General features: G+C 62.5%; 22 protein-coding genes. 11 read left to right on the plus strand and 11 right to left on the minus strand.

Annotation, left to right across the window (positions count from 1 at the left end):
* Positions 1 to 32: 32 nt before the first annotated feature.
* The 7 genes from LQ955_RS17380 to LQ955_RS17410 all read right to left on the minus strand — a co-directional run bounded on the left by LQ955_RS17380 (position 33) and on the right by LQ955_RS17410 (position 7,515).
* Complete coding sequence (locus LQ955_RS17380; protein ID WP_231025735.1) at positions 33 to 671, minus strand: PaaI family thioesterase; 639 nt, start codon at positions 669 to 671, stop codon at positions 33 to 35.
* 83 nt (positions 672 to 754) lie between these two features.
* The gene (locus LQ955_RS17385; RefSeq protein ID WP_231025736.1) at positions 755 to 2,305 is read right to left on the minus strand and encodes an AMP-binding protein; all 1,551 of its coding nucleotides are present in this window, start codon (positions 2,303 to 2,305) and stop codon (positions 755 to 757) included.
* A gap of 58 nt (positions 2,306 to 2,363) precedes the next feature.
* On the minus strand, positions 2,364 to 3,509 hold the full coding sequence (locus LQ955_RS17390) for a CaiB/BaiF CoA transferase family protein (RefSeq protein ID WP_231025737.1): 1,146 nt from the start codon (positions 3,507 to 3,509) through the stop codon (positions 2,364 to 2,366).
* Between the two features lie 137 nt (positions 3,510 to 3,646).
* Positions 3,647 to 4,573, minus strand: coding sequence for a cytochrome b/b6 domain-containing protein (locus tag LQ955_RS17395; protein WP_231025738.1), 927 nt, complete (start codon positions 4,571 to 4,573; stop codon positions 3,647 to 3,649).
* Entirely contained in the window at positions 4,574 to 5,536 is a 963-nt protein-coding gene (locus LQ955_RS17400; RefSeq protein WP_231025739.1) for an electron transfer flavoprotein subunit alpha/FixB family protein, read from the minus strand.
* A 12-nt stretch (positions 5,537 to 5,548) separates the two neighbouring features.
* Positions 5,549 to 6,328, minus strand: coding sequence for an electron transfer flavoprotein subunit beta/FixA family protein (locus tag LQ955_RS17405; protein ID WP_231025740.1), 780 nt, complete (start codon positions 6,326 to 6,328; stop codon positions 5,549 to 5,551).
* A complete protein-coding gene (locus LQ955_RS17410; RefSeq protein ID WP_231025741.1) occupies positions 6,328 to 7,515 on the minus strand; it encodes an acyl-CoA dehydrogenase family protein in 1,188 nt (395 codons plus the stop codon). The genes LQ955_RS17405 and LQ955_RS17410 overlap by 1 nt, the downstream gene beginning before the upstream one ends.
* 170 nt (positions 7,516 to 7,685) lie before the next feature.
* Here LQ955_RS17410 and LQ955_RS17415 point away from each other — a divergent pair, with 170 nt between their 5' ends.
* The gene (locus LQ955_RS17415) at positions 7,686 to 8,366 is read left to right on the plus strand and encodes a GntR family transcriptional regulator (RefSeq protein WP_231025742.1); all 681 of its coding nucleotides are present in this window, start codon (positions 7,686 to 7,688) and stop codon (positions 8,364 to 8,366) included.
* Positions 8,367 to 8,683: 317 nt separating this feature from the next.
* The gene (locus LQ955_RS17420) at positions 8,684 to 10,171 is read left to right on the plus strand and encodes an MFS transporter (RefSeq protein ID WP_231025743.1); all 1,488 of its coding nucleotides are present in this window, start codon (positions 8,684 to 8,686) and stop codon (positions 10,169 to 10,171) included.
* 97 nt (positions 10,172 to 10,268) lie between these two features.
* Here LQ955_RS17420 and LQ955_RS17425 read toward each other — a convergent pair whose 3' ends face one another.
* The 4 genes from LQ955_RS17425 to LQ955_RS17440 form a co-directional block, all read right to left on the minus strand.
* A complete protein-coding gene (locus LQ955_RS17425) occupies positions 10,269 to 11,408 on the minus strand; it encodes a CaiB/BaiF CoA transferase family protein (protein ID WP_231025744.1) in 1,140 nt (379 codons plus the stop codon).
* The gene (locus LQ955_RS17430) at positions 11,405 to 12,241 is read right to left on the minus strand and encodes an HpcH/HpaI aldolase/citrate lyase family protein (protein ID WP_231025745.1); all 837 of its coding nucleotides are present in this window, start codon (positions 12,239 to 12,241) and stop codon (positions 11,405 to 11,407) included. The genes LQ955_RS17425 and LQ955_RS17430 overlap by 4 nt, the downstream gene beginning before the upstream one ends.
* Positions 12,238 to 12,786, minus strand: coding sequence for a MaoC family dehydratase (locus tag LQ955_RS17435; RefSeq protein WP_231025746.1), 549 nt, complete (start codon positions 12,784 to 12,786; stop codon positions 12,238 to 12,240). Before LQ955_RS17435 ends, LQ955_RS17430 begins: the two co-directional genes overlap by 4 nt.
* Before the next feature lie 80 nt (positions 12,787 to 12,866).
* Positions 12,867 to 13,718: an isocitrate lyase/PEP mutase family protein gene (locus tag LQ955_RS17440; protein WP_231025747.1), complete on the minus strand. Its 852-nt coding sequence runs from the start codon at positions 13,716 to 13,718 to the stop codon at positions 12,867 to 12,869.
* 146 nt (positions 13,719 to 13,864) lie between these two features.
* Here LQ955_RS17440 and LQ955_RS17445 point away from each other — a divergent pair, with 146 nt between their 5' ends.
* From LQ955_RS17445 to LQ955_RS17485, 9 genes are all read left to right on the plus strand, one after another.
* Positions 13,865 to 14,758 carry a LysR family transcriptional regulator gene (locus LQ955_RS17445; RefSeq protein WP_231025748.1) on the plus strand — a complete coding sequence of 298 codons (894 nt, stop codon included), beginning with the start codon at positions 13,865 to 13,867 and terminating at the stop codon, positions 14,756 to 14,758.
* A gap of 103 nt (positions 14,759 to 14,861) precedes the next feature.
* Positions 14,862 to 15,782 (plus strand): sigma-70 family RNA polymerase sigma factor, encoded by a 921-nt coding sequence (locus LQ955_RS17450; protein WP_231025749.1) that lies wholly within the window; start codon positions 14,862 to 14,864, stop codon positions 15,780 to 15,782.
* A 281-nt stretch (positions 15,783 to 16,063) separates the two neighbouring features.
* Positions 16,064 to 17,008: an alpha/beta hydrolase gene (locus LQ955_RS17455; protein ID WP_231025750.1), complete on the plus strand. Its 945-nt coding sequence runs from the start codon at positions 16,064 to 16,066 to the stop codon at positions 17,006 to 17,008.
* A gap of 14 nt (positions 17,009 to 17,022) precedes the next feature.
* Positions 17,023 to 18,669 (plus strand): flavin-containing monooxygenase, encoded by a 1,647-nt coding sequence (locus LQ955_RS17460; RefSeq protein WP_231025751.1) that lies wholly within the window; start codon positions 17,023 to 17,025, stop codon positions 18,667 to 18,669.
* A 98-nt stretch (positions 18,670 to 18,767) separates the two neighbouring features.
* Entirely contained in the window at positions 18,768 to 19,604 is an 837-nt protein-coding gene (locus LQ955_RS17465) for a mycofactocin-coupled SDR family oxidoreductase (protein ID WP_231025752.1), read from the plus strand.
* On the plus strand, positions 19,604 to 21,079 hold the full coding sequence (locus tag LQ955_RS17470) for an aldehyde dehydrogenase family protein (protein WP_231025753.1): 1,476 nt from the start codon (positions 19,604 to 19,606) through the stop codon (positions 21,077 to 21,079). The genes LQ955_RS17465 and LQ955_RS17470 overlap by 1 nt, the downstream gene beginning before the upstream one ends.
* A gap of 62 nt (positions 21,080 to 21,141) precedes the next feature.
* On the plus strand, positions 21,142 to 21,840 hold the full coding sequence (locus LQ955_RS17475; protein WP_231025754.1) for a hypothetical protein: 699 nt from the start codon (positions 21,142 to 21,144) through the stop codon (positions 21,838 to 21,840).
* 124 nt (positions 21,841 to 21,964) lie between these two features.
* Complete coding sequence (locus LQ955_RS17480; protein ID WP_231025755.1) at positions 21,965 to 23,965, plus strand: flavin-containing monooxygenase; 2,001 nt, start codon at positions 21,965 to 21,967, stop codon at positions 23,963 to 23,965.
* Positions 23,962 to 24,813 (plus strand): patatin-like phospholipase family protein, encoded by an 852-nt coding sequence (locus LQ955_RS17485; protein ID WP_231025756.1) that lies wholly within the window; start codon positions 23,962 to 23,964, stop codon positions 24,811 to 24,813. Before LQ955_RS17480 ends, LQ955_RS17485 begins: the two co-directional genes overlap by 4 nt.
* Positions 24,814 to 24,816: the final 3 nt, after the last annotated feature.

Below are 24,816 nucleotides of genomic sequence, written 5' to 3' on the forward strand. Positions count from 1 at the left end.
GGCCCCTTCGTTGTTCGATCGCGTGGCTCGGGTCAGCTCGCCGGCGTGCTCATCGCATCCATCTGTGCCTGACCGACCTCGATGAAGAGCCCGTCGGCTTCGGCAAGCAGGAGGTCATCGAGATATAGACCCGCCCACGCGCTGATCTTGCGTCCGTCGCGGCCCAGGCAGCGAGCCTCGATGCGCAGGTTTGTTCGCAGGGGAGTCGGCTTGCGGTATCGAATAGTGAGGGTGCCCGTAAGCGCACCCATATCTGCCACGAAGTTGGCCATGCCGAGCGAGTCGTCGAGCGCAGCGGCTACGTACCCGCCATGCACCAAGCGGGGCGGCCCCTCGTATTCCTGCGCGAAATTCACGGTTCCGCGAATCTCGCGAGGGCCACCCTCGGGGCCGTCGACCACCTCCATCAGAACAGGTGGGGCAAGCGGATTGAACGCGCCTGAGACGGGATTCGACGCGAAATAGCGAAGCGGCGACATTGCGACGCGTTCGGATTCGGCGCTCCCGGCGAGATCTGCGATCGTCTGTTCGAGCTGGGTCAGGGCACTGCGAGCCCCTTCGTCTGAGAACCTGCCTGAATTAGCGAGACCGATCAATTGCCGAATCGTCGCGGCCAGTCGGGCACTGGTGCTGTCTGCGAGGTCGGGTGTGAGGGGGCCGAGTTCAACCATTCGATGTCTCTTTTCGGGCTATGGATTCGTGCACGTGGGGATCTTTCTCTTCAGAGTGCGTCGACGGTTCCGAACCGAACTCACTAGGCGAGCGCGTTCGGGCGATCCGCCCAATAGGCGTCGCGAAGCAGTCGTTTGTACAGTTTGCCGGTCGCAAGCCGAGGAAGCTCGTCGACGAAGTCGACGCTGCGAGGGAGCTTGAATCGGGCGAGCTTCTGGGCGCAGAAGGCGATCAGTTCCTTTTCCAGCTCAGGGCCCGCTTCGACTCCGGGGACGACCTCGATCACCGCCTTGACCTCTTCGCCGAAGTCGTCGTTAGGCACGCCGATCACCGCGGCATCCATGACTTTCGGATGGGTGATCAACAGGTTCTCAATCTCTTGGGGGTAGATGTTGACGCCGCCCGAGATGATCATGAAGCTCTGTCTGTCGGTGAAGTACATGTATCCGTCGGCGTCGAAGTACCCGATGTCGCCCGCGGTGGCCATCTGCCCGGTCGGGTCGTACGCTGCGGCGGTCTTCTCCGGATCGCCGAAGTACTCGAAGTCGGCGCCGGGGTACCAGATGACCCCGGGCGTTCCCGGCGGCAGTGCGTTTCCTTCTTCGTCGAGAATCACCGGATCGCCGAAGAGCGGCCTGCCGACGGTGCCTGGATGAGCGAGCCACTCCTCGCTGTTGCACGTGTACATGCCCATGCCCTCCGTGGTTCCCGCGTATTCCACGATGATGGGGCCGAGCCATTCGATCATCGCGTATTTCACGGGCACGGGGCACGGCGCTGCGGCGTGGATGACGAACTCGAGCGACGACACATCTGCCGCGGTGCGCACCTCGTCCGGCAACTTCAGAAGGCGGGTGAACATGGTCGGTACGACCTGCGAGTGAGTGACGTGGTATTTCTCGATCAACTCGAGAAAGAACGCCGCGTCGAACTTCTCCATGATGACCGATGTCGCGCCCAGCCGAATGGCGGCGGCGACGCTCGATTGCGGCGACGAGTGGTACAGAGGCGCAGGGTTCAGGTACACCATGCCCTCGCGAAACCCCCAGCGGTCGACCGCGAAGCTGAGTGCGGTCTTCTGGTCGTCGCCAGGCCCGGCGTCGACCAAGCCGCGGTATATGCCCTTCGGGCGGCCTGTTGTACCCGACGAATACAACATCGCCTGCCCCATGCGCTCGTGCTCGATCGGCGTTGTCGGGAACGGTTCGATGGCTTCTTCGTAGCGTTCGAACCCGGGAACGTCGTTCACCGCGTCGACGATGAGCCAACGCTCCACAGCGGGGCAGAGCGCCGGAAGCTGCACAGCCACCTCGAGCTTGGCTGCCGACGTGATCACGACCTTTGCGAGACAGTCGTTGATGATGAAGGCGGCCTCGTCGGGCGACAGAAACGAATTGACCAGCGTGTAATAGAGACCGCTGCGTTCGGCGGCACCTTCGCATTCGAAAAGTCGGGCATTGTTCTCCATGAAGTACGCGACATGGTCGGCGTATTCCAGGCCCGATTGCTCGAACAGGTGGGCGAGCCGGTTCGAGTTCGCTTCATACTCGCCGTACGTGACGGTCCGCCCGCTTTTCGCCATGATGATGGCAGGTCGGTCGGCAAATTCCAGTGCGTCTTTTCCAGGGTACATATCTGCTTATTCCTCTTTGAATGTGGCGGTGATGTAGAGCTAGGTCGGGTGCGCTTTGTTACCGGATCGCTCCAGAACGGCGAAGTTCAGCGATTTCGGGCTGCGTGAATCCCCACTCGGCGAGTGCCTCGTCGCCGTGCTGGCCGGGGTTGGGCGGTGGCCTGCGAATCGAGCTCGGAGTGGCGCTGAATCGAGGCGCCGGCGAGGGCTGCACGACGCCAGACACTTCGGTGAAAGTCTGTCGATGCACGATGTGCGCGTTCTGCGGCGCCTCGGCCATCGACAGCACGGGAACCACGCAGGCATCGGCCTCGGCGAAAAGTTGCGTCCATTCGTCGCGCGTCTTGCTCAGGAACGTCGAGGCGAACAGCTTCTTCATCTCGGGCCACGCCCGGCCATCCATCTGTTTCGGCAGTGTCGCCTCGTCGAGGCGTAACACCGCAAGCAGGTTGGAGTAGAACTTGGGCTCAACGGCTCCGACTGCCATGTATCGGCCGTCGGCGGTCTCATAGACCTCGTAGAAGTGCGCTCCGGTGTCAAGGATGTTAGTTCCTCGCGGCCCCCGCCACATGCCCATGTTCTTGATGCTGTGCATCATGGTCATGAGAATCGCGGATCCGTCGACCATCGCGGCGTCGACGACTTGACCTCGGCCGGTTCGCTGAGCGCTGATGATGGCGGCCAGCATGCCGAACGCGAGCAGCATTCCACCACCGCCGAAGTCTCCGACGAGGTTGAGCGGGGGAGTGGGCGCCTGCCCTGCTCTGCCGATCGGTTCGAGGGCCCCGGCTACCGCGATGTAATCGATGTCGTGGCCCCCGAACTCGGCCAACGGTCCGTCTTGGCCCCAGCCGGTCATGCGCCCGTAGACAAGCTTCGGGTTTCGAGCGAGACATTCTGCCGGCCCGAGACCGAGCCGTTCGACGACACCGGGCCGGAAGCCCTCCATCACGCCGTCTGCGCGGCTGATCACGTCGAGTGCCAACTCGACGCCTTCGGGCGTCTTGAGATCGATCGCAACGGAACGGCGCCCCCTATTGAGCATGTCGGGATGAGCGTCTTCTCGGGGCGGATACGTCGCCTTGTCTGCCCGGTCTATGAGCAAGACGTCGGCCCCGGCATCGGCGAGCATCATTCCGGCGAAGGGGGCGGGGCCCAGACCTGAGATCTCGACGATCTTGATGCCTTCAAGTGCTCCGCTCACTCGTGCGCCGCGGTTACTCGGAAGGAGGATTCGATCACGGGATGCTCCTTTGCATATGCGGACGATCTCAGCGCGGGCGATCGTGGGCCCGGCTGATCGTCTAAGTATATTATACTTTCTATATTAATCAACTCACCCTAGCGCCGGACCGAGCCGGTTCTGCCTGCCACCGACGTGAGAATCGACGGCCGCGCGGCCACCCAGGCCAGGGCCATCACGACGATCGACGCGGCGAAGATGCCGAAGCCCCACCAGGACTGGTCGTCGCGCCCGGCGTACATGTGGTTCAGGTTGCGTAACGCGCCGGTGGCGAGAACCAGGGTCACGTGCACGATGACGAATACAACGAAGGCGATCATGACGGGAAAGTGCACGGCACGCGCTGCTGTGATGGGATACGCCTTCTCGATGCTGTGAAACCGCGCGGCTAGCCCTGGCGCCATTCGAATCCCGGTGAGCAACGCCAGCGGCGCGGCAATGAAGACGATGAAAAAATACGACAACGTCTGCAGCGCGTTGTAGTTCACCCAGCCGTCTTCGGTCGGCCAATTCAACGATGCATACTGGATGCCCGCCGAGATGGCGTTGGGAAAGATGTTCCAGTTCGTCGGCACGATGCGCACCCACTGACCGGTCGCGAAGATGAGTGCGAAGAAGACGATTCCGTTCACCACCCACAGGCTGTCCATGCTCAGATGCAGCCACAGAGGCAGCGAGATGCGAACGGGAGGGTTCTTGGTCTTCACGAGACCGGAATTGTTTCGGGTCCAGTACGCTCGCGGGCGCTTCGTCGTGCGCACTTGCCAGCCGGTACGCACAATGAAGAGAAGAAAGAACGCGTTCAAGAAGTGTTGCCACTGCAACCACGCAGGGAAGCCCACCGGAGACCCTGCGGGGAGCCCGGATTCCCCTGGATAGTCGATGAGGAACGATGCTCCTGCCGGCGACGAACGAAAGACGTTCGCGAATACCACGATCACCGCGAGTGCCGCGAGTGCGACCGGAACGATCCAGGTGAGGCGAAACCATCGGCTCTGCCTGAACCGCGACCAGAGGTCTGCCATTCAGCTCTTCCTCGCGTTCACCGCTTCGATCAACTGCGGCACCACGCTGAAGAGGTCGCCGACCACACCGAAGTCCGACACGTCGAAGATCGGCGAGTTCGCGTCTTTGTTGATGGCGACGATCGTCTTCGCGCTTTGCATTCCGGCCTTGTGCTGAATGGCCCCAGAGATGCCCAGCGCGACGTAGAGATTCGGCGAGACCGTGACTCCGGTTTGTCCGACTTGCATCGAGTGGTCGACGTAACCGGCGTCGACTGCCGCGCGTGAAGCCCCGACAGCCCCGCCAAGGGCGTCTGCCAGTTGCTCGACCAGCGAGAACTTCTCACGCGATCCGAGTCCGCGCCCGCCAGAGACGACGATGTCGGCTGCCTGCAGACCGGGCCGGGTGGATGATCCGCCCTTCTCGTGACGCGCCGCGACACTCGTAGTCGGGGCTGTGTCCGACGATGTGTCGAGCGAATGAACGCGCGCGACCACAGCCGGCAGCGTGTTGTCGATCGAGTGTGGCCGCAGCGAGATGACGGAAATACCCTTCGCCGTTCGGGTGGTGACGAGGTAGGCCCCGCCGAACGCCTGTTGGTTCACGGTGGCGTCGCTCTCGATTCCGACCACGTCGGCGTGGTAGGCGCCGGCCAGCCGCACCGCGATGCGCGCGCCGATCTCGCGACCGTCGATGGAGTTGCTCACGACGATCGCGGCAACTGATCCTGCGGCTGCCGCTGCCGCAGCGAGTGCCGCGACCTGGGTGGTCACGAGCGTCGCACCCGCGTTGGAGATCTCGGCAACGTAGACCGTCGAAGCGCCCAGCGCCCCGAGGGCGTCGGCGAGTGAGGCAGAGGAGCCCGGTTCGCCGACGACCACGGCGGCGGGTTCGCCGAGAAGTGCGGCGGCGGCCAGCAGTTCAGACGAACCGCTGTCGGGAAGCCCGCCGGCCAGTTCGATGAGCGCAAATGACTGTGACAAGAAAATCGTCTCCTAGATGAGTTTTGCTGCGGCGAGATAGTCGGCGAGTTGCCTCGCGCCGGTGCCGTCGTCGGTGATGATCGTGCCGGTCGTACGCGCCGGCTTTTTTTGCACGCTCTGCACCACAGACCACGCATTGTCGCCGCCGACTTCGTGGGGGGCGATACCCAGATCTGCGATCGTCACCGTCGAGACCGGCTTCTTTCTCGCAGCCCGGATGCCCTTGAAATTCGGAAAGCGGGCTTCGGCGATCTGTTCCGTGACCGAGACGACGGCGGGCAGCAGCGCGCTGACCTCGACGTGTCCGCCCGATGTGATGCGTTCGCCGCTCACGACCGCTCCATGAACGTGCAAGGTGCGAACGAAGGTCACCTGCGCGTAGTTCAGGCGTTCGGCGAGCATTGCCGAAAGGGCTCCAGTTCGGCCATCCGTCGACTCGTTTCCCGCGATGACGAGGTCGAATCCGTGCGGAGAAAGCGCGGCGGCGATGGTGAGCGAGGTTTGCACGGCGTCTGACCCGACGAGTGCATCGTCGAGAATGTGGATACCCGAGTCGGCGCCCATCGCGAGTGCCTTGCGAATCGTGTCGACAGCCTGGGCCGGACCCATGGTGACCACGGTCACGGTACTGCCCGCATTGGCCTCGGCGACGAGGAGTGCAGCTTCGACCGCCTTCTCGTCGATCTCGTCGATGACCACGTCTGCGGAGCGTACGACGCGTTTCGTCGTGGTATCGATGACGCGATCTTCCCAGGTGTCGGGTACCTCTTTGACGAGTACCGCGATCTTCATCAGAGACCCCCGCGCGAGATGAGCTGTTGGGTGATGACGTTGCGCTGAATCTCGTTCGTGCCCTCGCCCACGATCATCAGAGGCGCATCTCTGAAGTACCGTTCGACGTCGTACTCCGTGGAGTACCCGTTTCCACCGTGAATGCGGATGGCATTCAGGGTGATCTCCATCGCCGCCTCCGAGGCGAAGAGCTTCGCCATCCCGGCCTCGAGATCACTGCGCGCGCCGCTGTCATAGCGGGCGGCGGCGTACTTGGTGAGCTGTCGAGCGGCGGTCAGCTTTGTCGCCATGTCGGCGAGGTAATTGCTGATCGACTGGTGTTCCCACAGCTTCTTTCCGAACGTCTCACGCTCTTGGGCGTATCGCAGTGAGTCTTCGAAGGCTGCGGTGGCGACACCGAGAGCTCGAGAAGCGACCTGGATCCGGCCGGTCTCGAGTCCCTTCATCATCTGCCCGAACCCCTTGCCGGGAACCGCTCCGAGAATCGCATCGGCCGAGATGCGATAGTCGCTGAACGAGAGCTCGACGGCTTCGACGCCCTTGTATCCGAGTTTGGGGAGGTTGCTAGACACGGAGAGGCCCTCGCCATGGGTGGCCAAGACGATGGACATGCCCTTGTACGGTGGATTCGCCGCCGCGTCGGTCTTGCACAACAGCGCGATCACGTCAGAGCGCCGGCCGTTCGAGATCCAGGTCTTTGCTCCATTGATGACCAGATCGTCACCATCGCGGCGCGCGATGGTGCTCATCGCCTGCAGATCAGAACCGCCGTCAGGTTCGGTCAAGGCCATCGTGGCGCGGATCTCGCCGGTGGCCATCTTGGGCAGATAGTGCTCTTTCTGCGCTTCGGTGCCATAGATCGTCAGCAGTTTCGCCACCACGGTGTGGCCGCCCATCGCCCCAGCCAAGCTCATCCAGCCACGCGCGAGCTGCTCGGTGACATCGACATAACACCCCATCGAGACAGGCATTCCGCCGTATTCTTCAGGCACGGCCAGACCGAAGATGCCGATCTGCCTCATCTGCTCGATCCACTTCTCGGGATACTCGTTGCGGTGCTCCATCTCGCGCACCGTTGGCTTCACTTCGCGGTCGATGAACTCCTTGACCGTGGCTACGAGAAGAGCCTCGTCTTCTTCGTTCGCGCTGAGTTCCTCCGCCGAGCGTTCGTCCACTAGTCCGGTCATTTGGGTCTACTCCTTAGGGGGCGAATCGGTTTATATAGAATATATTAGGACATTTTCGCATCCGCCGTGCGCATTCCTGCCGAATTCTCTCGAGCAAACAAGCGCATGTCGTCGGGGCGCTGCGGTCGAGCGGGCGGCATCACGCGATACTCTGTGCTCAGGAGGATGATGTGACTTTTCAGCCACAGAGCGTAGGTAGTCGCTCGCAGCTGAGCGACGATGCGTCTGCGTACGTTCGAAACCTGATCATGTCGGGGCGGCTGCTTCCGGGCGATTCGGTTCGACCAGAAACCATCGGCGAAGCTCTGGGTATTTCGACGACACCTGCTCGGGAGTCTCTGCAGGCACTGCGCGTCGAAGGTTTTCTCTATCTGTATCCACGGCGCGGTTTCATCGTCGCCCCGCTCACGGGCCAAGATATTCGCGACTTGTTCACGGCCCACGCGTTGATCGCAGGGGAGCTCGCTGCGCGGGCGACCGATCGCGCGACGCCTGATCAGATCGCTGAACTCGAGGCTCTGCACCACGAACTTCTCGCCGCCGCTCGCCGTCGCGACCTGGTCGTGCTCGAAGAGAAGAACCACGCCTTTCATCGCCAGATCAATAAGATCGCCGATGCCCGCAAGATCTCGTGGGTATTGGGCCTGATCGGGCGGTACGTTCCGCATCTGTTCTACTCGCAGATCGAAGGCTGGCCGGCGACGACGACGAAAGACCACTCCGAGATACTCGGTGCGATCACCTCGGGTAACCGAGAGTCGGCTCGAGCGGCCATGGCAGACCACATCGTGCATTCCGGCGAACTCCTCGCGACGGAATTCGATCTTCGTTCGGCTGCCGGCGAGAAGTGACCGCTTAGCGGTGTGACGCTCGTCGAATCGGCGACGCATCGTTCTCGAGAGCGCGGTCATCGGGCGGCGGCAAACGCGCATCCGGACTATTTCGGCAATGCACCGTGCGCGATTCGGTCGTGGACGTGACGCGCTGCAGCTTCTAACGTCAAGAATTACCGGCGAGCGCAACGTGGCCGTCGGTATGGCTTCAGCAAACACGCTTCCCTTCTGCATATAATTTGCATAATATATCTTAATCGATCCGACTGCGCCGCGGCGCCACCGTCGGATGACACATCTCGAACCGCTCTCCAACAACGTAGTTAGGACAGTTCATGACATCTCTGACCCCACCGCCTTCGGTGAAACTCAGGCCGTACGCAGTGATCGTCGCCATCTTCATGGTGATCGAATTCACTGGCGTTTTCGAACAGGTCATGGTCTACACGGCCATTCCGACCCTGATGAAAGCGTTCCAACTCGATGCCGCTGCCATTTCCTGGGCGGTCACGGTCTTTCTTCTCGTGGGTGCCGGCACAGCAGCCATTGCGGGACGACTCGGTGACATTTACGGCCGAAAGAAGGTGCTCGTCGCTCTGATGATCATCTCTGCTGTCGGCTCCATCATCAGCATCATCGCAGGCAACTTCGAAGGCATTCTCGTCGGCCGGGCGCTTCAAGGTACCAGTGCCGCCCTCTTCCCGCTGTTGGCTGGAATCGCGCGAGAGACCGTGCCCGCACCGCGGGTGCCTGTGCTCATCAGCCTGACGACTGGTGTGTCTATCATCGGTGGTTCGCTTGCGGCCCTCGCGGCCGGCATCCTGCTCGACACCAGCGGCTGGCACAGCATCTTCGTGGCTTCGGGAATTCTGGCCATCATCGCGCTGCTTGTCGCCCTCGGTCTGCCGCGATCTGTTGTCTCAACCGAGCCTCGCGCTCGGCTCGACATTCTGGGGGCAGTCGTCATGGCCCCCGCCATCGCGGCGATTCTCTTCGGGGTGAACACGGCGCGCTCCCAAGGAGCGAGTGCCCTGGTCATCGGATTGATCGGCATCGGCGCTATTCTCTTCGCCTTCTGGATCGTCTGGGAACTGCGCATCAAGAACCCGATGTTCAACCTTCGCCTGTTCAAGCGGCGCTCGCTGGTGCTCACCCTGGTCGCGACGGCGGCCGCCGGTCTCGGCATCTTCGCGGCGACCGCCCTGATCACTCCGATCCTTCAGCAGAGCCCCGCATCGCTTCCCGTGGGGCTCGGCCTCACGCCGACGGAGGCCGGCCTGTACGGCCTGATCTCGGGAGTCCTCGGGTTTGCTCTCTCGCCGGTAGGCGGACGGATCGCCAGCAAGTTCGGCGCCAAGGTCACCTTGGCGCTCGGCTTCGGAATTGCCATCATCGGCAGCGTTCTGTTCATCTTCTCGGTTCACAGCCTGCCCCTGTCGATCGTCGCCGTCGTGGTGACAGGTCTGGGAACGGCGCTGATTCTGGTCGGTATTCCGAACATCATCGTCGAGCTGGTGTCAGCCAGTGACACCAGTGAGGCCGTCGGCCTGATCTTCTCGGTCGGTCGCACGCTGTTCGCCGCTATCGGCACGGCCATCGTCGGTATCATTCTGGCCTCGAGCACAGTACCGGGAACGACGGCACCCTCGGTCGCGGCCTGGAATTCGACCCTCATCTACGTGATCATCACTGCGGTCATCGGCCTCATCGTGACCATCATCATTCGCAAGGTGAAGCCGATGGATCAGCGCGGCACGGTTGTGGAAGCCGTCGCCGAAGTGCAAGCTGAGGCCGCGTCCGAGAATCCCGTCATCTCGCACTAGCTGGGCACAGCACAAGGGCCCTTCTGCTCTCTTTCATCATGAGGAGCGCAAGGGCCCTTGTGCGTGCGAGTTTGCAGCTCGTCGTGATTCGACTTCGTCAGTCTCTGCTGAGCTCATCGAGCACGCGGTCGGTGTCTTCGCCGAGCGCGGGCACCTTGCCCATGCGGTACTCGAAGTCTGCCGTCGTAACGGGAGGGATGAGCGACCGGATCGCACCGGCCGAGGTTTCGACATTCTGCCAGCGGTTTCGCTCTGCGAGCTGTGGATGCTCGGCGAACCCCCTCATATCGCGAAGCGCGGCGTTCGCGATGCCCGCCGAGTCGAGGCGTGCGAGTATCTGCTCCGACGACAGACCGCGGAACACGGACTCGATCTGGCGGTGAAGCGCGGGGCGGTTCGTTACCCTGAGGGTGTTCGAGAGGAAGAGATCGTTCGCCGCGACATCCGGTGCATGCAACACTGTCTCGCAGAAGGCGCGCCACTCTCGCTCGTTCTGAATTCCGAAGAACACTGTGCCGTCGGCGGTGGGAAACGGCCCGTATGGCGCGATGGTAGCGTGCTGTGCCCCGCTGCGGGGCTGCTGGGTGCCACCGTATTCTGCGTAGAAGTAGGGTTGAGCCATCCACTCGCCGAGTGCCTCGAGCATCGAGATCTCGAGCGTCGAACCCGCACCGGTGATCGAACGCTGGATGATCGCCGTGAGGATTCCGGAGTAGGCGTACATTCCCGCGGCGATGTCGGCGATCGAAATGCCGGCCTTCGCCGGTGCTTCTGGAGTTCCGGTCACGCTGAGAAAGCCGGCCTCGCATTGAATCAGCAAGTCGTAGGCTTTCTTGTTCTCGTACGAGCCGCCTCGCCCGTATCCCGAGATCGAGGTGTGAATCAGACGGGGGTTGAGCTCTCGGGCTTCGGCCGGCCCCAGGCCGAGGCGCTCGACGGCGCCGGGGGCGAGGTTCTGTACGAAGACATCTGCCCGCGATACGAGCTTCTTCAGAGCGCTCTGCCCCGAGTCGGATTTGAGGTCGAGAACGACGCTCTCTTTTCCGCGGTTCAGCCAGACGAAGTAGCTCGCCAGACCTCGAACGCTGGTGTCATAACCACGCGCGAAATCGCCGGTATCGCGCTCGATCTTGATGACTCTCGCACCGAGATCTGCCAACTGACGCGTGGCGAAGGGAGCTGCGACGGCCTGTTCGATCGATACGACGGTGATGCCGGCGAGGGGGAGTCCGTTCATGAGGCGGCTCGCGCGAGCAGCTTGCGGGCGCGCTCCACGACGGGCCGGTCGACGAGTTGGCCGTCGACTTGCGATGCGCCCGATCCTGCCGTGACAACCGCCTCTGCCCAGCGCACCTGTTCGGGAGTGGGCGCGAACGACTCTCTGATGAGGGGTAGTTGGCGAGGATGGATGGCGAGCATGCCGCCGAAGCCCATGTCGTTCGCGCGTCGAGCCAGGGCGCGCACGGCGACTGCGTCAGAGATCTCGACCGAGGGCGACTCGAGAGGGCCCGGCAACTGCGCCACACGAGACGCCAGCACGAGCTGAGCGCGGGCGAAGACACTTGTCTCGCTGTCGGGGCTCGCACCGACATCGAGCGAGAAGTCGACCGCACCGAAGGCGAGTCTGGTGACGCCGGCAACGGAGGCGATGCTCGCAACGGCGGCAAGCCCTCTCGCCGATTCGATCAGCGGTATGACGCTGAGTTCGGCGGGCAGCAGTCTGCGCATACGAGCAACGTGCTCGGCACTCTCGGCCTTCGCGAGAACGATTCCGAGCAGTCGATGAAGCGGTGACGAAACGAGTTGTTCGATGGCTGCAAGATCGGCCGAGAGCCGCTCGCTGGCGTCGGGGCTGATGCGCACAAGGGCGGGCGGATGCTCGGCTTCGGTCAGGGCCGCGATGGTGTTCGCGCGTGCCGCCGGTGCCGACTCGCTCGCAACGGCGTCTTCCCAGTCGATGATCACGACATCGGCGAGCGAGTGCGCCGCTTTGAGAAAACGTTCCGGCCGGTCGCCGGGAACGAAGAGAAAGGAGATGGCTGACGCGACATCCACCAGCGTGTCGCTCACCTGTCGTTGGCCAGGTGCATCTCGGCCAACGACGATTCATCGGGCCGGTTGCCTTCAAGATGCGGACCGAAACCCTGACGGTACACCATGAACGTGCGCTGGTAGCGGATGACCACGACGCCGTGCTGGTTGTAGCCCTCTGTGCCCACTTTGACGATTCCGAGAGTGGGTTTCGAGCCCGACGGGCGAACCGACAAGACGGTCGATCGTGAATAGATCGTGTCGCCTTCGAACACCGGGGCGGGCAGTCGAACCTCGTCCCAACCGAGGTTGGCGTAGACGTTGAACGAGAGGTCGATAGTCGATTGCCCCGTGACCAGCGCCAGAACGAACGTCGAGTTCATCAGGGGCAGCTTGTATTCGGTCTGCTTGGCGAATTCGGCATCCAAGTGAGTCTTCGACGTGTTCTGCGTCACGAGCGTGAACCACTGATTATCGGTCGTGGTCAGCGTGCGTGCCATCGGGTGATAGTAGATATCGCCGACCGTGAAGTCTTCGAAGTATCGACCTTCCCAACCGATGACGACTCTCATTGCTTCAGACACTGCTGACTCCCTTGTTCGATGCGGTGTCCTCATAATATATTATGTTTGATAGGGGACTCGCATCCTCGGAGCGACAGGTCTCAGTCGAGCAGCCCGTATTTCGCGGCGTTCTCGCGGGCATCCGGAATGCCCAAAAAGTCGTCGTAGCCGACGATTCCCGCGATTCCGCCGAACCCCTCTTCGAGCGCGACGGCGGAATCGTCGCGAGCCAAGGTGCTGAAGGCGTTTCGGAGCCCCTGAGTGGCGGCCATATGCCCGATCGCGTAATAGAGCACGACGTCGACGCCCGAGGCGAACTGGTCGGCGTTGGTGAGCCCTGGAAAATTGGTGTTGAACAAGGGCACTCGACGTTCTGCGTTGAGTCTGAGGCGCGACGGCTCGTCGAGCATTCCAGCGACGAAAATTCCATCGGCGCCGGCCTCTTGATAGGCCAGAACCCGGTCGACGGCCGCCTCAGGGCCTTCGCTGCCTGACGAGTCTGTGCGGGCGATGATCATGAACTCATCGGATGCCCGGGCGTCGAGCGCCGACTTGATCTTATCGACGGCGGCCTTCGTCGAGATGACGCGGGGCTTAGCCGTGATGTGCTTGCCGAAGTCATGGTCTTCGATGTGGGTCGCAGCGGCCCCGGCCCGCTCGAGAATTCTCACCGAGCGCGCGACGTGAAGGGGATTGCCCCAGCCGCCTTCGCCGTCGACGATGATCGGTACGTCGGCGACGGGGGCGAGACGTCGGACTTGGTCGGCCATGTCGTCGACACCGATGTACCCGATGTCGGGGAGCCCGTACTTGGTGGCACCTGTGCCGTAACTGCCGATGTACGCAGCTTCGAATCCGAATTCTTTGAGCACGAGAGCAGAGATCCCGTCGTAGATCGACGGAGCGACGACGGGTTTGCGTGAGGCGATGAGGTCTCTGAGAGACGCAGCCATGAGAGCGACCTTTCTTGTGGCGTTTATGGGTGATCACCGCTGACCATCCCTGACCACAGGAGTATTCAGACTCTAGGAGTCCTTCGATTCAGAGTCCACGACCAAGATCGGGTGCGATTAGAACACATCGGGTCATAATGGTGCGTATGGACGTACGTCACCTCCGACATTTTCTCGCCGTAGCAGAGGCGCTCAACTATTCGCGCGCTGCTGAGCGATTGATGATGGCGGCATCTCCGCTGAGTCGCAGCATCCAGCAACTGGAGTTGGAGATCGGCGGGGCGCTGTTCGTTCGCGGCACTCGCAAGGTGGCGCTCACCCCGCTGGGCATCGCGTTGGTTCCCCACGCAGAGAAGACAATTGCCGACATGGACGCCCTGCGCCGGGAGATGAATAAGCGCCTGCAGGGTTTTGCCGAATACTACGTCGGAATCAGATCGGTGCCGTCGGAACTCATCACGGGTCTGATCGGGGTGGTCAAGCGGGTCGACCCCTCCGCATCGGTACGCCTCGAGTCCCTCGACTCTTTCGCTCAGATGGACAGGCTGATCAACGGCAAGCTGACGTTCGGGCTCGTCAATCGGCGAGTGGATGACCGTCGACTCGACTACTGGGAGGTGCTGCGCGAGACACCGGCGCTCGCCCTGCCCAATCGACCTGAATACGCAGAGCTCGAAGAGGTTCGGCCCGAGAACTTGCGGGGGCTTCGTCTTCTGCTGCAGCCCGGCACCGCACCGTTCGGCAGTGAATTCGATCCGTATCGGGAGACCGTGACGGAACTGGTTCCCGTCGAGACCGAAATCATCGGGGGTCTTTCGGCGATGATCGCGGCCGGGGATTCGTGTTGTTTCACGATGGCGAGCCCGAAATCGCCCTGGTACAAATACCTCGCCGGCGACGATGTCATTATTCGGCCTCTGGCAGACTCTCCGAAGTCGTCGACGTATTTGGTCTGGCGGAGCGACCGTGACACCGAGAACGACCTCGGGCCGACGATCAGCGCAGCTCGCGATTACTTCGATCAGCCCGTCGAGAATTGAGGTAGTCAGACCTGTTGGGCAATAGTCTGCCGCTCAAACGGTCGTAGACACGGCCTGATCTGACGATTATCGTCACAGATGGTCGTATTGGAAGGAAGCCGCAATGGGCTCATTCAGTAGTCCGATGCAGGGGGGCGTCGTTTCTGAACTGGCGTCGAATGCCAGAGCGTTCCCGGTTCTGTCTCGAAGCGAAGTCGCCGAACTGGCTACGGCGATCGACGTCGGACTTCTCGCTCGCGAGCGCCTTGAGACGTCGATCGAACTCGACGATCGTGATCGAAGCGACCTCGCCACGCTGGTTTCGCTCGGTCATACGGCCTTCATTCGGCTGATGCACTGCAACCTCAGACTCGTCGTTTCGATCGCCGCCCCCTTCGCCCGGCTCGGCGTGCCGCTCGGCGACCTGGTCCAGGGTGGCAACATCGGCCTGCTGAACGCGGTCTGGCGGTTCGATCACAGCAAAGGCTTTGCCTTTTCTACGTACGCGACATGGTGGGTGCGCAAGGCGATCAGCGACGAGATATCGGCAGCACGCATCATCCGGCTTCCGCATAATGCCCAGGTGCGGTTGGCGCAACTGACCCGCACTGAGGAGTATCTCGAAAGCGAACTGGGAAGGGCGCCGCGGGATATCGAAGTCGCCGACGATCTCGGAATGGATCTTGTGCGGCTGAAAGACTTTCGTTCGGCCGTGCGTGAACCGAACTCCCTCAACACCCTCATCGAGGGAACAGACATCGAGGTGGGCCAGATTCTGGTCGACCGCAACTCCCCGTCCCCTGAAGGTCTCGCCGAGACTCAGGAGATGACCGACGTCATTCGTTCGGCTGTGAAGACCCTCGCGCGCGACGAGAGTGCAGTGCTCGAGATGCTCTACGGGCTCGATGGCTCGGATCCTTTGTCGTATCTGACGACGGCTGATGTGCTCGGCGTGGCCCCTCGCGACGTTCGACGGCTGGAGTCGATTTCGCTCGCCAAGCTCGCGCATCCGAGCAGACGAGCTGTGTACAAAGATCTGGTCTGAATCGAATTTCGCGATGCTCTTAGCCGAAATGTGTTTCTTTCATTGACGGGACTATTAGTTCGGTGCATACTGGCTGCTATAAGAGCTTGAATCGACTAGTTGCGCATCAATGATCAGCTGCGGACCCCGTCGAATCGGCAAAAAATCCCCCAGATTATCTGCCCTGAATCGTATCGATGGAAAAAATTCGGGTTCAGTAGGCGCGCACCGTCGCGCGTCTCCGTAGGGCAGATGTCTTCTCACAGCACGACTAAAAGTCTCTGTTGACGAAAGGTCCATACGTGGCACTCGACCAAGCAACCACCCAATTCCTGACCCAAATGGCCCAGTTCGGCGGAAAACCGCTCGAACAAATGACTCCCGCTGAGGCGCGTGCGGGAGAACCGATGATGGCGTCGATGTTCGGCGCCGGCGCTGACATGGTGCGTGTCGAGAACACCGTTCTCGACACGGCTGACGGCGATCGGTTCAGGGTACGCACTCTCGTTCCACACGAACACCCACGCGGCGTCATTCTCTACCTGCACGGCGGCGGCTGGGTCGTCGGCAGCATCGACCTCTACGACGCGGTCGCCCGATCTATCGCTGCAGCGACCGGATATGCCGTGGTGCTCGCCGACTATCGCAAGGCGCCCGAGCATCCGTACCCGGCGCCGGTGGATGATGCGTGGCAAGCTCTTGGCTGGGTCTCAGACCACCTCGAGGCGATCGCCGGCGGCGTGGTGCCGCTGGTCGTGGCCGGCGACAGCGCAGGGGGCAATCTCGCCGCAGTGATCAGCCAGCGCGCTCGCGACGAGGAAGGTCCTGCCATCGCGGCTCAGGTTCTGATCTATCCCGTCACCGATGCCGATCTCGATCGGCCGTCGTACGTCGATCCCGCCAATCAGCTCGCCCTCACGCGGGCCAGCATGGCGTGGTTCTGGGATCACTACGCGGCCGAGGAACTGCGCGCAAACGCAGATGCCAGCCCGTTGCGGGCGTCGAACCTGGCGGATCTGCCCCCGGCGATCATTCTGCAAGCGTCAGACGATGTGCTGCGCAGCGAGGGCGAGGCCTATGCCGCCGCGCTCGAATCAGCCGGAGTGCCGGTGCGCCGACAGGTCTTCGACGGCCAGATGCACGGGTTCTTTCACATGGTCAACATTCTCCCGGCCAGCGCAGACGCTGTCGGCTATCTGGCCGAGTCGCTCGAATTGACGCTCGTTCCAACCACCGCGAAGAACTGAAGGGACTCATCATCATGCAAAAAGGCACGCGTAACGATTCCGTCGTCGATGCAGTCATTGTCGGTGCGGGTTTCGCCGGAATGTACCAGCTGCACAAGCTGCGCAAGCTCGGCCTTCGCTCGAGGATTGTCGAAAAGGCGGCGGGGGTGGGCGGCACGTGGTATTGGAACCGCTACCCGGGGTGCCGATGTGACATTCCGAGCCTGTTCTACACGGTCTCGTACACACCAGAGATCAACGACGAGTGGAGCTGGCCTGAGCGATTCGGCACTCACGCCGCGATCAGGGAGTACATGGAGGAGATCGCCCGGCGCGAAGACATGCTGAAAGACATCTCGTTCAGCACCGTACTCACGGGCGCCACGTGGAACGACGAGACATCGCGTTGGACTTCGGTGACCGATTCCGGCGAAGAGATCGAGTCGCGGTACCTCATTCTCGCGACGGGTGCCCTGAGTGAATCCCGTGTGCCGGCGATTCCCGGACTCGACGGCTTCGAAGGGCGCTGGTTTCACACGGGCCGCTGGCCGCACGAGGAGATCGATTTCACCGGTCGACGGGTCGCACTCATCGGCACGGGTTCGACGGGAGTGCAGACGCTTCCCGTCGTCGCCGAACAGGCGGCAGAGGTTCTCGTGATCCAGCGCATGCCTAAGTTCGTTTTGCCCGCGGTCAACGTAGCGGTCAGCGAAGAAGAGGCCAGGCCGGTCAAGGATGCCTACCCGGTGCTGCGTGCCATGGCCAGGCGTGGTGACTACGGAACGCCCTTCCCTGTGCCGACCACCAATCTGCTCGACTACCACGGCGACGAGCTGCAGGCCTACTTGGAGGAGCGCTGGAACGCCGGAGACATCGGCGGGTTCGTCACCTATTTCGCCGACCACCTCGGGCTCAAAGTTCAGGAGGTCAACGACATCGTCGCCGACTTCTGCCGGGGCAAGATCCGTGAAATCGTCGAAGACCCTGCGACCGCAGAAGCTCTCGTGCCGTACGGCTACCCCATCGGCATCAACCGCATCATCGTCGGTACGAACTACTACGAGACCTACAACCGTGACAATGTCACGCTGCACAGCGTCGTGAACGATCCGATCGTCGAGATCACAGCGCACAGCATCAAGACCGAGAATGCGGAATTCGAGGTCGACGACATCATCTTCGCGACCGGATACGACGGGTTGACCGGTAGCTTCACGTCGATCGATGCTCGCGGCCGCTCGGGCGTCTCCATCAAGGAGAACTGGGCTGACGGACCGAAGACCTACCTCGGCATGCAGATGAGCGACTTCCCGAACCTCTTCCTCATCACCGCGCCCGGTGGTCCGTCGGTGTTGTCGAACGTCATCACCACGACTGAACAGAGCATCGACTTCATCTGCGGTCTGATCGAACACGCCGAAAGCGTGCACGCCGACACGATCGAGGTGGATGCGCATTCGGAGGCAGAGTGGATGGATCACGTGGCCGACGTCGCCCAGGAATCGCTCTACCGGTTCGCGGCGAATGCCAACTCCTGGTACACCGGCTCGAATGTGCCCGGAAAGAAGATCGTCTTCATGCCGTATGCCGGTGGGGTCGGCCGTTTCGAGTCGGTACTCGAAGAGGTCGCCGCAGACGACTACCGCGGTTTCCACCTCGAGGGTGCAGAAGTCTCCGCCTGAAGAAACGGATCGAGGAGCGATCGCACGGCCACCACGGGTCGAAGGCACCGCAAACCACACACCGAGCGATTCGTCGCACGAAATAAAGGAGGCTCGCAATGGGGCGAGTAGAAGGAAAAATCGCACTGATCACAGGAGCGGCACGAGGGCAGGGCCGCAGCCACGCCCTGCGACTCGCCCAGGAGGGGGCAGACATCATCGCCCTCGACATTTGCGATCAGATCGACAGCGTGCCATACGGCATGGGAACCTCGGATGATCTTGCCGAGACTGTTCGGCAGATCGAGGCGCTCGACCGGCGAATCGTCGCCAGTCAGGCCGATGTGCGTGACTACGGCTCCGTCAAGGCGGCGATCGATGCCGGCGTTGCGCAGCTCGGGGGCATCGACATCGTCAGCGCGAACGCGGGCATCTTCAGCTACGCGTCGCTGGATGAGCTGCCCGAACAGCAGTGGCAAGACATGATCGACGTGAACCTGACCGGGGTGTGGCACACGGTCAAGGCGGCCGTGCCGCACCTGCGAGCCGGCGGTAAGGGCGGATCCATCATTTTGACCAGCTCGGTCGCCGGAATCCGCTCCGGCCAGCACATCGGTCACTATGCTGCAGCGAAGCACGGCGTGATCGGATTGATGAAGACCTTCGCCCTCGAACTCGGCGCCGAGAGCATCCGGGTCAATTCGGTGCACCCCACCTCGGTGAACACCGACATGATCATGAACCAGGCGACCTACGACCTGTTCGCTCCCGACCTGCCACCCGAGGAACGCACCAAAGAGAACGTCGCGCCACGGATGGGTGCGGGGAACATTCTGCCCACACCGTGGGTCGAAGCGGTCGATATCTCGAACGCCGTGTTGTTCCTCGCGTCAGACGAATCACGCTTCATCACCGGTGTGCAATTGCCGATCGATGCAGGAGCGCTGATCAGCTGATGAGTATCGCTGTGGATCACATCGAAGCCAAGACGTCGCTTCCAGAACCCGGCCAGCTGATCGGCGGCGAATGGGTCACCACAACCACCGGCGAGAGCCTGCGGCGCGTCGATCCCTCGACCAACGAGCTGCTGCTGGAGTTTCCGGCCGCGGGGCAGAAAGAGGTCGACGATGCGGTGCGAGCCGCACGCCTTGCCTTCCCCGCATGGAAGCGAACTCCCGTCAATGAGCGGCGCGGCATCCTGCTGACCATCGCCCGGTTGCTCAGCGAGAGCGACGAGCAGATGAAGACGATCGTGGCTCTGGAGACGGGCAGCCCACGCTCGGTCTTCTCCGTCGCCCCGGCGGTGGACTGGTGGGAGTACTACGCGGGCTGGGCCGATAAGTTCGCCGGCGAGCTGAACCACGGCTATCCCGGCCGGTCGCTCAGCTACACCCGATACGAACCATACGGCGTGATCGGAGCGCTGATCCCGTGGAACGGGCCGCTCAATGTCGCCGCGATGAAACTCGCCCCGGCGCTGGCGGCCGGCAACTGCGTCGTTCTGAAGACGCCGGAGCTGAGCCCGTTCGCCGTGATGCGACTCGCGCAGATCTGCGCCGAAGCCGGACTGCCGGCCGGCGTTCTGGGCGTGCTCAACGGTGGCCGCTCGGTCTCGAAGGCGATCATCGATCACCCTGACGTGAAGAAGGTGTCATTCACCGGCGGCCCGTCGACCGGCACCCAGATCATGGCGCGCGCCGCCGAGACGCTGACTCCCGTTGTCATGGAGCTCGGTGGCAAGTCTGCGAACCTGATCTTCGCCGATGCCGACCTCGACAGCGCCACCCTCATGTCGACGATGATGGGTGCTGTGCTCGGTGCGGGCCAGGGATGCCTCTTCCCGACCCGGCTGCTCGTGCAAGACACGGTATACGACGACGTGATCGCCCGGGTGCAGGCCATCGCCGAGAACGCGCCGCTGGGCGATCCGCTCGATCTGACGAAAGTGATGGGTCCGGTCATCGGTGAGGTGGCGTTCGACCGCATCATGGACTACATCGAGATTGCGCGAAACGACGGCTCGAGTCGGCTCGTGACCGGCGGAAAGCGTGTCGGCGGCGACCTGCAGAACGGGTTCTTCATCGAACCGACGATCTTCGCCGACGTCGATAACAGCAGTCGCATCGCTCAGGAGGAGATCTTCGGCCCGGTGCTCAGCGTGATCAAGTTCCACGACGAGGCGGAGGCGGTGAGTATCGCAAACGACAGCACGTTCGGCCTCGGCGCCTATCTGCACACGCAAGACGTGGCGCGCGCGCACCGTGTCGCCGATGATCTCGACGCGGGTTGGGTCGGCATCAATTCGTTCCCGCCCCTGAATCCCACCTCGCCGTTCGGCGGCGTCAAGTCGAGCGGCTTCGGGCGAGAGGGCGGTCGCGCCGGCATAGAGGAGTATGTGCACCACAAGAGCATCAGCGTGCCGATCGACTGATGAGTGCTCGGCTATCGTCTCACTCACCGTGTGTGCCGATAGCCGAGCCCTATCATTGAGCCATGGCAGACGACGGCGACGAATCGGAGCGCTCGGCGCCCGGGTTTCTTCCGGCCACCGCCTACGCCGTTCTGGGCGTTCTCTCGGTGCATCACGAGGAACTGACGCCGTCGGAGATCAAGGTGCGGGCTTATTGGGACTTCCGGAACTTCTACTGGTCGCCCGCGGTGAGTCACATTCGCCGGGAGCTCGCGCGCCTGCTCGAGCTCGGGCTGGTCGAGCAACGCGCGGTGGACCTCAGCAAGGATCGCATTACGCATCTGTACCAGAGCACGCCCGAAGGCGATCGAGCGCTGGCCCACTGGGTTTCTGAGAGCCCCGTCAGTGAAACCGTCGTCGTCAAGAACTCCGTGCTCTTGAAGGTGTACTTCGCCGACAGCGAGTCTGCGCCGGCGGCCCTGGCTGTCATCGACGCCCGTTTGACCGAGGTCGACGAGGCGATTCGCACAACGCAGTGGGGTCATCGTCGAATGGTCGAGCTCGGTATGTCCGAGAATCCTGCGCTCCTTTTTCCGCGGGCGGTCAACGACCACATGCTTCGTGCGCTCTACTTCGAACAGGGCAACCTTCGACAGCTTCGAGACACCATCGTCGGTTTCGACGCTGAGGCGTTCAGCCACGACGAGACGATCAAACGCCTTCCGATTCGGCCGCGCCGAGAGCCGATCGATGAGAAGGAAGGCCCGGCCGCCTCGGAGTGACCGCGCTGACCCGACATGATGCTTTTGAACCGAGCTTCATATATAATGTTTAATGTCGTGCCTCGAAGTGCTGTCGAGATTGTGGGGCACTCGCGCGGTCGCTCAACGAAGAGGAGAAGCATTCATGATCACATCGAGACTCAGCTCGGAGTTCACTCACACGGTGAAGAAGTCCGTGGTGTCGGCGGAAGAGCTGCGCGCGAACGCGGCCGAAGCACCGGAGTATCTGTTGTTGCTGTCCGCGGTACACGCCACTGGCGACGTTTCGCTGCTCGACCGCTTCGAGTCGCGTGTCGGCGTGCCGATCAGCTTGGGATTCGTAGCGAGCGCGGGCGGCGCCTCGGCCGAGCCGGGCGTGCGTGAGGAACTCCTGCAGATTCTCGAGGATGCGCTGACCCGCGAGGATCAGCCCGAGTACCTCGGCGCCGAAGACCGTGCGTTGTTCGAGCGGATGCAAGACATTGCCGTCGGATTCCCGGTCAACCGCGCGCACACGGACATGAACCTCGAGCAGGGCGGGTGGGTACCGGATGGCCGGTACGTCAGCCCGACCAAGTCGGCGCCTGCGGGCTTCAAGGTCGCGATCATCGGCGCTGGCATGACGGGTATCGATGCGGCGGTGAAGGCCACCGACCGCGGCATCGAGTGGGAGCTGTTCGAGAAGGCGTCGGGGGTGGGCGGCTTGTGGTGGTCTTCCCGGTACCCTGGCGTGGCCGTCGATACCCCGAGCGTCATCTACTCGTTGTCGTGGAACGTCACACCCGACTGGAGCAAGCACTTTCCGCTCGGCAAGGAGTACCGGGCCTATCTCACCCAGATCGCCGAGAAGTTCGAGCTGGAGAAGCACATTTCGTTCAACTCGGAGGTCACCCGAATGGTGTGGCTCGAGCAGGAGCAGCTCTGGGAACTCACGGTGCTGTCGACAGACAACTCCAGCCGTACCGTGCGCGTCAATGCGGTCATCGGTGGGGCAGGGCACCTGTGCCGCCCGAATTACCCGAACGTCGAAGGCATCGAAGATTTCGCGGGGCAGTCACTGCACACCGCGACCTGGATCGACGATGTCTCTCTCCAGGGCAAGCGTGTCGGCGTCGTCGGGGTCGGCGCGGCCGGGGTGCAGGTGATTTCGTCGATTGCGACCGAGGTCGATCACCTGACGGTCTTTCAGCGTCAGCCCGTCTGGCTCGGGCGCAATCAGCGCGGCGACGGTCTGGTCAGTAACAGCGAGCGGTGGCTGCGTCGCCACGTGCCGTACTACCTGCACTGGGCGCGCACCTCTGGGTTCATCCAGTCCAACGCGCTCGTCGGCGCCATGAACAGGGTCGATCTCGACTGGATGGCAGAGCATCCGGATTCCATCTCGGAATGGAACGCGATGGCTCGCCAGGCCGGCCTCGACTACATCAACGACACGTTCGGCGATTCGGAACTCGGAAAGGCGGTGACTCCCGACTTTCCGTTCGCAGGCAAACGTCCGGTAGGCGATCCGGGCGGTGACGGCCCTGGCGGGTACTACTGGGCGCTCAAGCAAGACCACGTCGACCTTGAGCTCTCGAGCATCGCGCGCGTCGTTCCCGAAGGAATTGTGACGGCTGACGGCACGCTGCACGAGCTCGACGTGATCGTGTGGGCGACGGGTCAGCTGTTCGACTTCATGTCGCCGGTCGAGATCGTCGGTCGCGACGGTGTGACGCTGCGGGAGAAGTGGGAGGACTACCTGCGCCCGCGCACGTTCTTCGGCGGATCGATTGCAGGATTCCCGAACTTCTTCATGAACGACGGGCCGCACACCGGCGTGGCGAATGGCGGTGGTGGGCACAACTTCATGACCGAGACGGTGAATCACTTCATCTTCGAATCGCTGCAGTTGCTCATCGAGAACGACGCGACCTCGATCGAGGTGACGGAGGAGGCCTACGACGCACATACGGAGGCGCTCGAAGAGCAGATGTCTCACCTCATCTGGTCGCACGATACGAAGGCGAACACCTATTACCGCAACGCGCGCGGGTACGTCGTGCTGCCGAGCCCCTTCGAGGTGAGCGATTACTGGCGTCGGTCTCGTGAGCCCCAGGCGGCGGACTTCTCGCTGCGTTCGTCGGCCGACGCGGAAGTCGCAGCGTGAGCGACACGACGCGCGTCGTGATTCTCGGTGGCGGCGGAGTGGTCGGAATCGCGTGGGAGATCGGCGTGCTGGCCGGCCTCAAAGAAGCCGGCATCGATCTCGCCCAGCACACGGACGCTCTCATCGGAACGTCAGCCGGATCGTTCGCGGCGACGCTGATCGCGAGCACGGCCGACCTCGAAGAACGCTACCAGGCGCAGTTCGGCCCGGCCGAGAACGAGGTCAGCGCCACGATGGCCCCCGAAGTTCAACAGAAGTACCAAGAGGCCTACATGGCCAACTACGGGCAAGCCATCCCTCTTGCCAAAGCGTTCGGTGACATCGCCAAGACGGCCGAGACGATCAGCACAGACCTGCGCACCAGCGTCGTGGCGACCCGTCTCGGCATCAACGACTGGCCGGACAACGACCTCCTGCGCATGACGTCGATCGACGCCGACACGGGCGAACTCGTACTGCTCGACCGGCACTCCGGACTCTCGATCGTCGAAGCCGCGAGCGCGACAGGTGCGGTTCCCGGAATCTGGCCGATGGTCGTGGCCGGGGGGCGCAACTGGATCGACGGCGGCATGATCTCAGCCGCCAATGCACAGTTGGGCTCGGGCTACGACCGTGTGCTCGTCATCGCACCGGTGGCCGAGACGAACGGTGGTTTCGACTCCGTCGAAGCGGCCGCCGAGAAACTCCGCGCATCGGCCACGGTCGTGACGATCACGCTCGACGACCAGGCGAAGGAGACGATCGGCACGAACTTTCTCAACCCCGAGTTCCGCGCAATCGGTGCCGAAGCAGGGCGCGCCCACGCACTCCGGGCCGCCGATGAGGTGCGCGCGACCTGGCTTGCGTAGCGC

The sequence above is a fragment of the Subtercola endophyticus genome, assembly GCF_021044565.1.
GTDB classification, from domain to species: domain Bacteria; phylum Actinomycetota; class Actinomycetes; order Actinomycetales; family Microbacteriaceae; genus Subtercola; species Subtercola endophyticus.

Excerpts from the sequence above, each read along its gene's own strand:
- LQ955_RS17440 (WP_231025747.1), bottom strand. The coding sequence starts at position 13,718 with ATGGCTGCGTCTCTCAGAGACCTCATCGCCTCACGCAAACCCGTCGTC.
- LQ955_RS17425 (WP_231025744.1), bottom strand. The coding sequence starts at position 11,408 with ATGAACGGACTCCCCCTCGCCGGCATCACCGTCGTATCGATCGAACAG.
- LQ955_RS17450 (WP_231025749.1), top strand. The coding sequence starts at position 14,862 with ATGGGCTCATTCAGTAGTCCGATGCAGGGGGGCGTCGTTTCTGAACTG.
- LQ955_RS17420 (WP_231025743.1), top strand. The coding sequence starts at position 8,684 with ATGACATCTCTGACCCCACCGCCTTCGGTGAAACTCAGGCCGTACGCA.
- LQ955_RS17460 (WP_231025751.1), top strand. The coding sequence starts at position 17,023 with ATGCAAAAAGGCACGCGTAACGATTCCGTCGTCGATGCAGTCATTGTC.
- LQ955_RS17380 (WP_231025735.1), bottom strand. The coding sequence starts at position 671 with ATGGTTGAACTCGGCCCCCTCACACCCGACCTCGCAGACAGCACCAGT.
- LQ955_RS17470 (WP_231025753.1), top strand. The coding sequence starts at position 19,604 with ATGAGTATCGCTGTGGATCACATCGAAGCCAAGACGTCGCTTCCAGAA.
- LQ955_RS17445 (WP_231025748.1), top strand. The coding sequence starts at position 13,865 with ATGGACGTACGTCACCTCCGACATTTTCTCGCCGTAGCAGAGGCGCTC.
- LQ955_RS17395 (WP_231025738.1), bottom strand. The coding sequence starts at position 4,573 with ATGGCAGACCTCTGGTCGCGGTTCAGGCAGAGCCGATGGTTTCGCCTC.
- LQ955_RS17410 (WP_231025741.1), bottom strand. The coding sequence starts at position 7,515 with ATGACCGGACTAGTGGACGAACGCTCGGCGGAGGAACTCAGCGCGAAC.
- LQ955_RS17480 (WP_231025755.1), top strand. The coding sequence starts at position 21,965 with ATGATCACATCGAGACTCAGCTCGGAGTTCACTCACACGGTGAAGAAG.
- LQ955_RS17385 (WP_231025736.1), bottom strand. The coding sequence starts at position 2,305 with ATGTACCCTGGAAAAGACGCACTGGAATTTGCCGACCGACCTGCCATC.
- LQ955_RS17475 (WP_231025754.1), top strand. The coding sequence starts at position 21,142 with ATGGCAGACGACGGCGACGAATCGGAGCGCTCGGCGCCCGGGTTTCTT.
- LQ955_RS17465 (WP_231025752.1), top strand. The coding sequence starts at position 18,768 with ATGGGGCGAGTAGAAGGAAAAATCGCACTGATCACAGGAGCGGCACGA.
- LQ955_RS17405 (WP_231025740.1), bottom strand. The coding sequence starts at position 6,328 with ATGAAGATCGCGGTACTCGTCAAAGAGGTACCCGACACCTGGGAAGAT.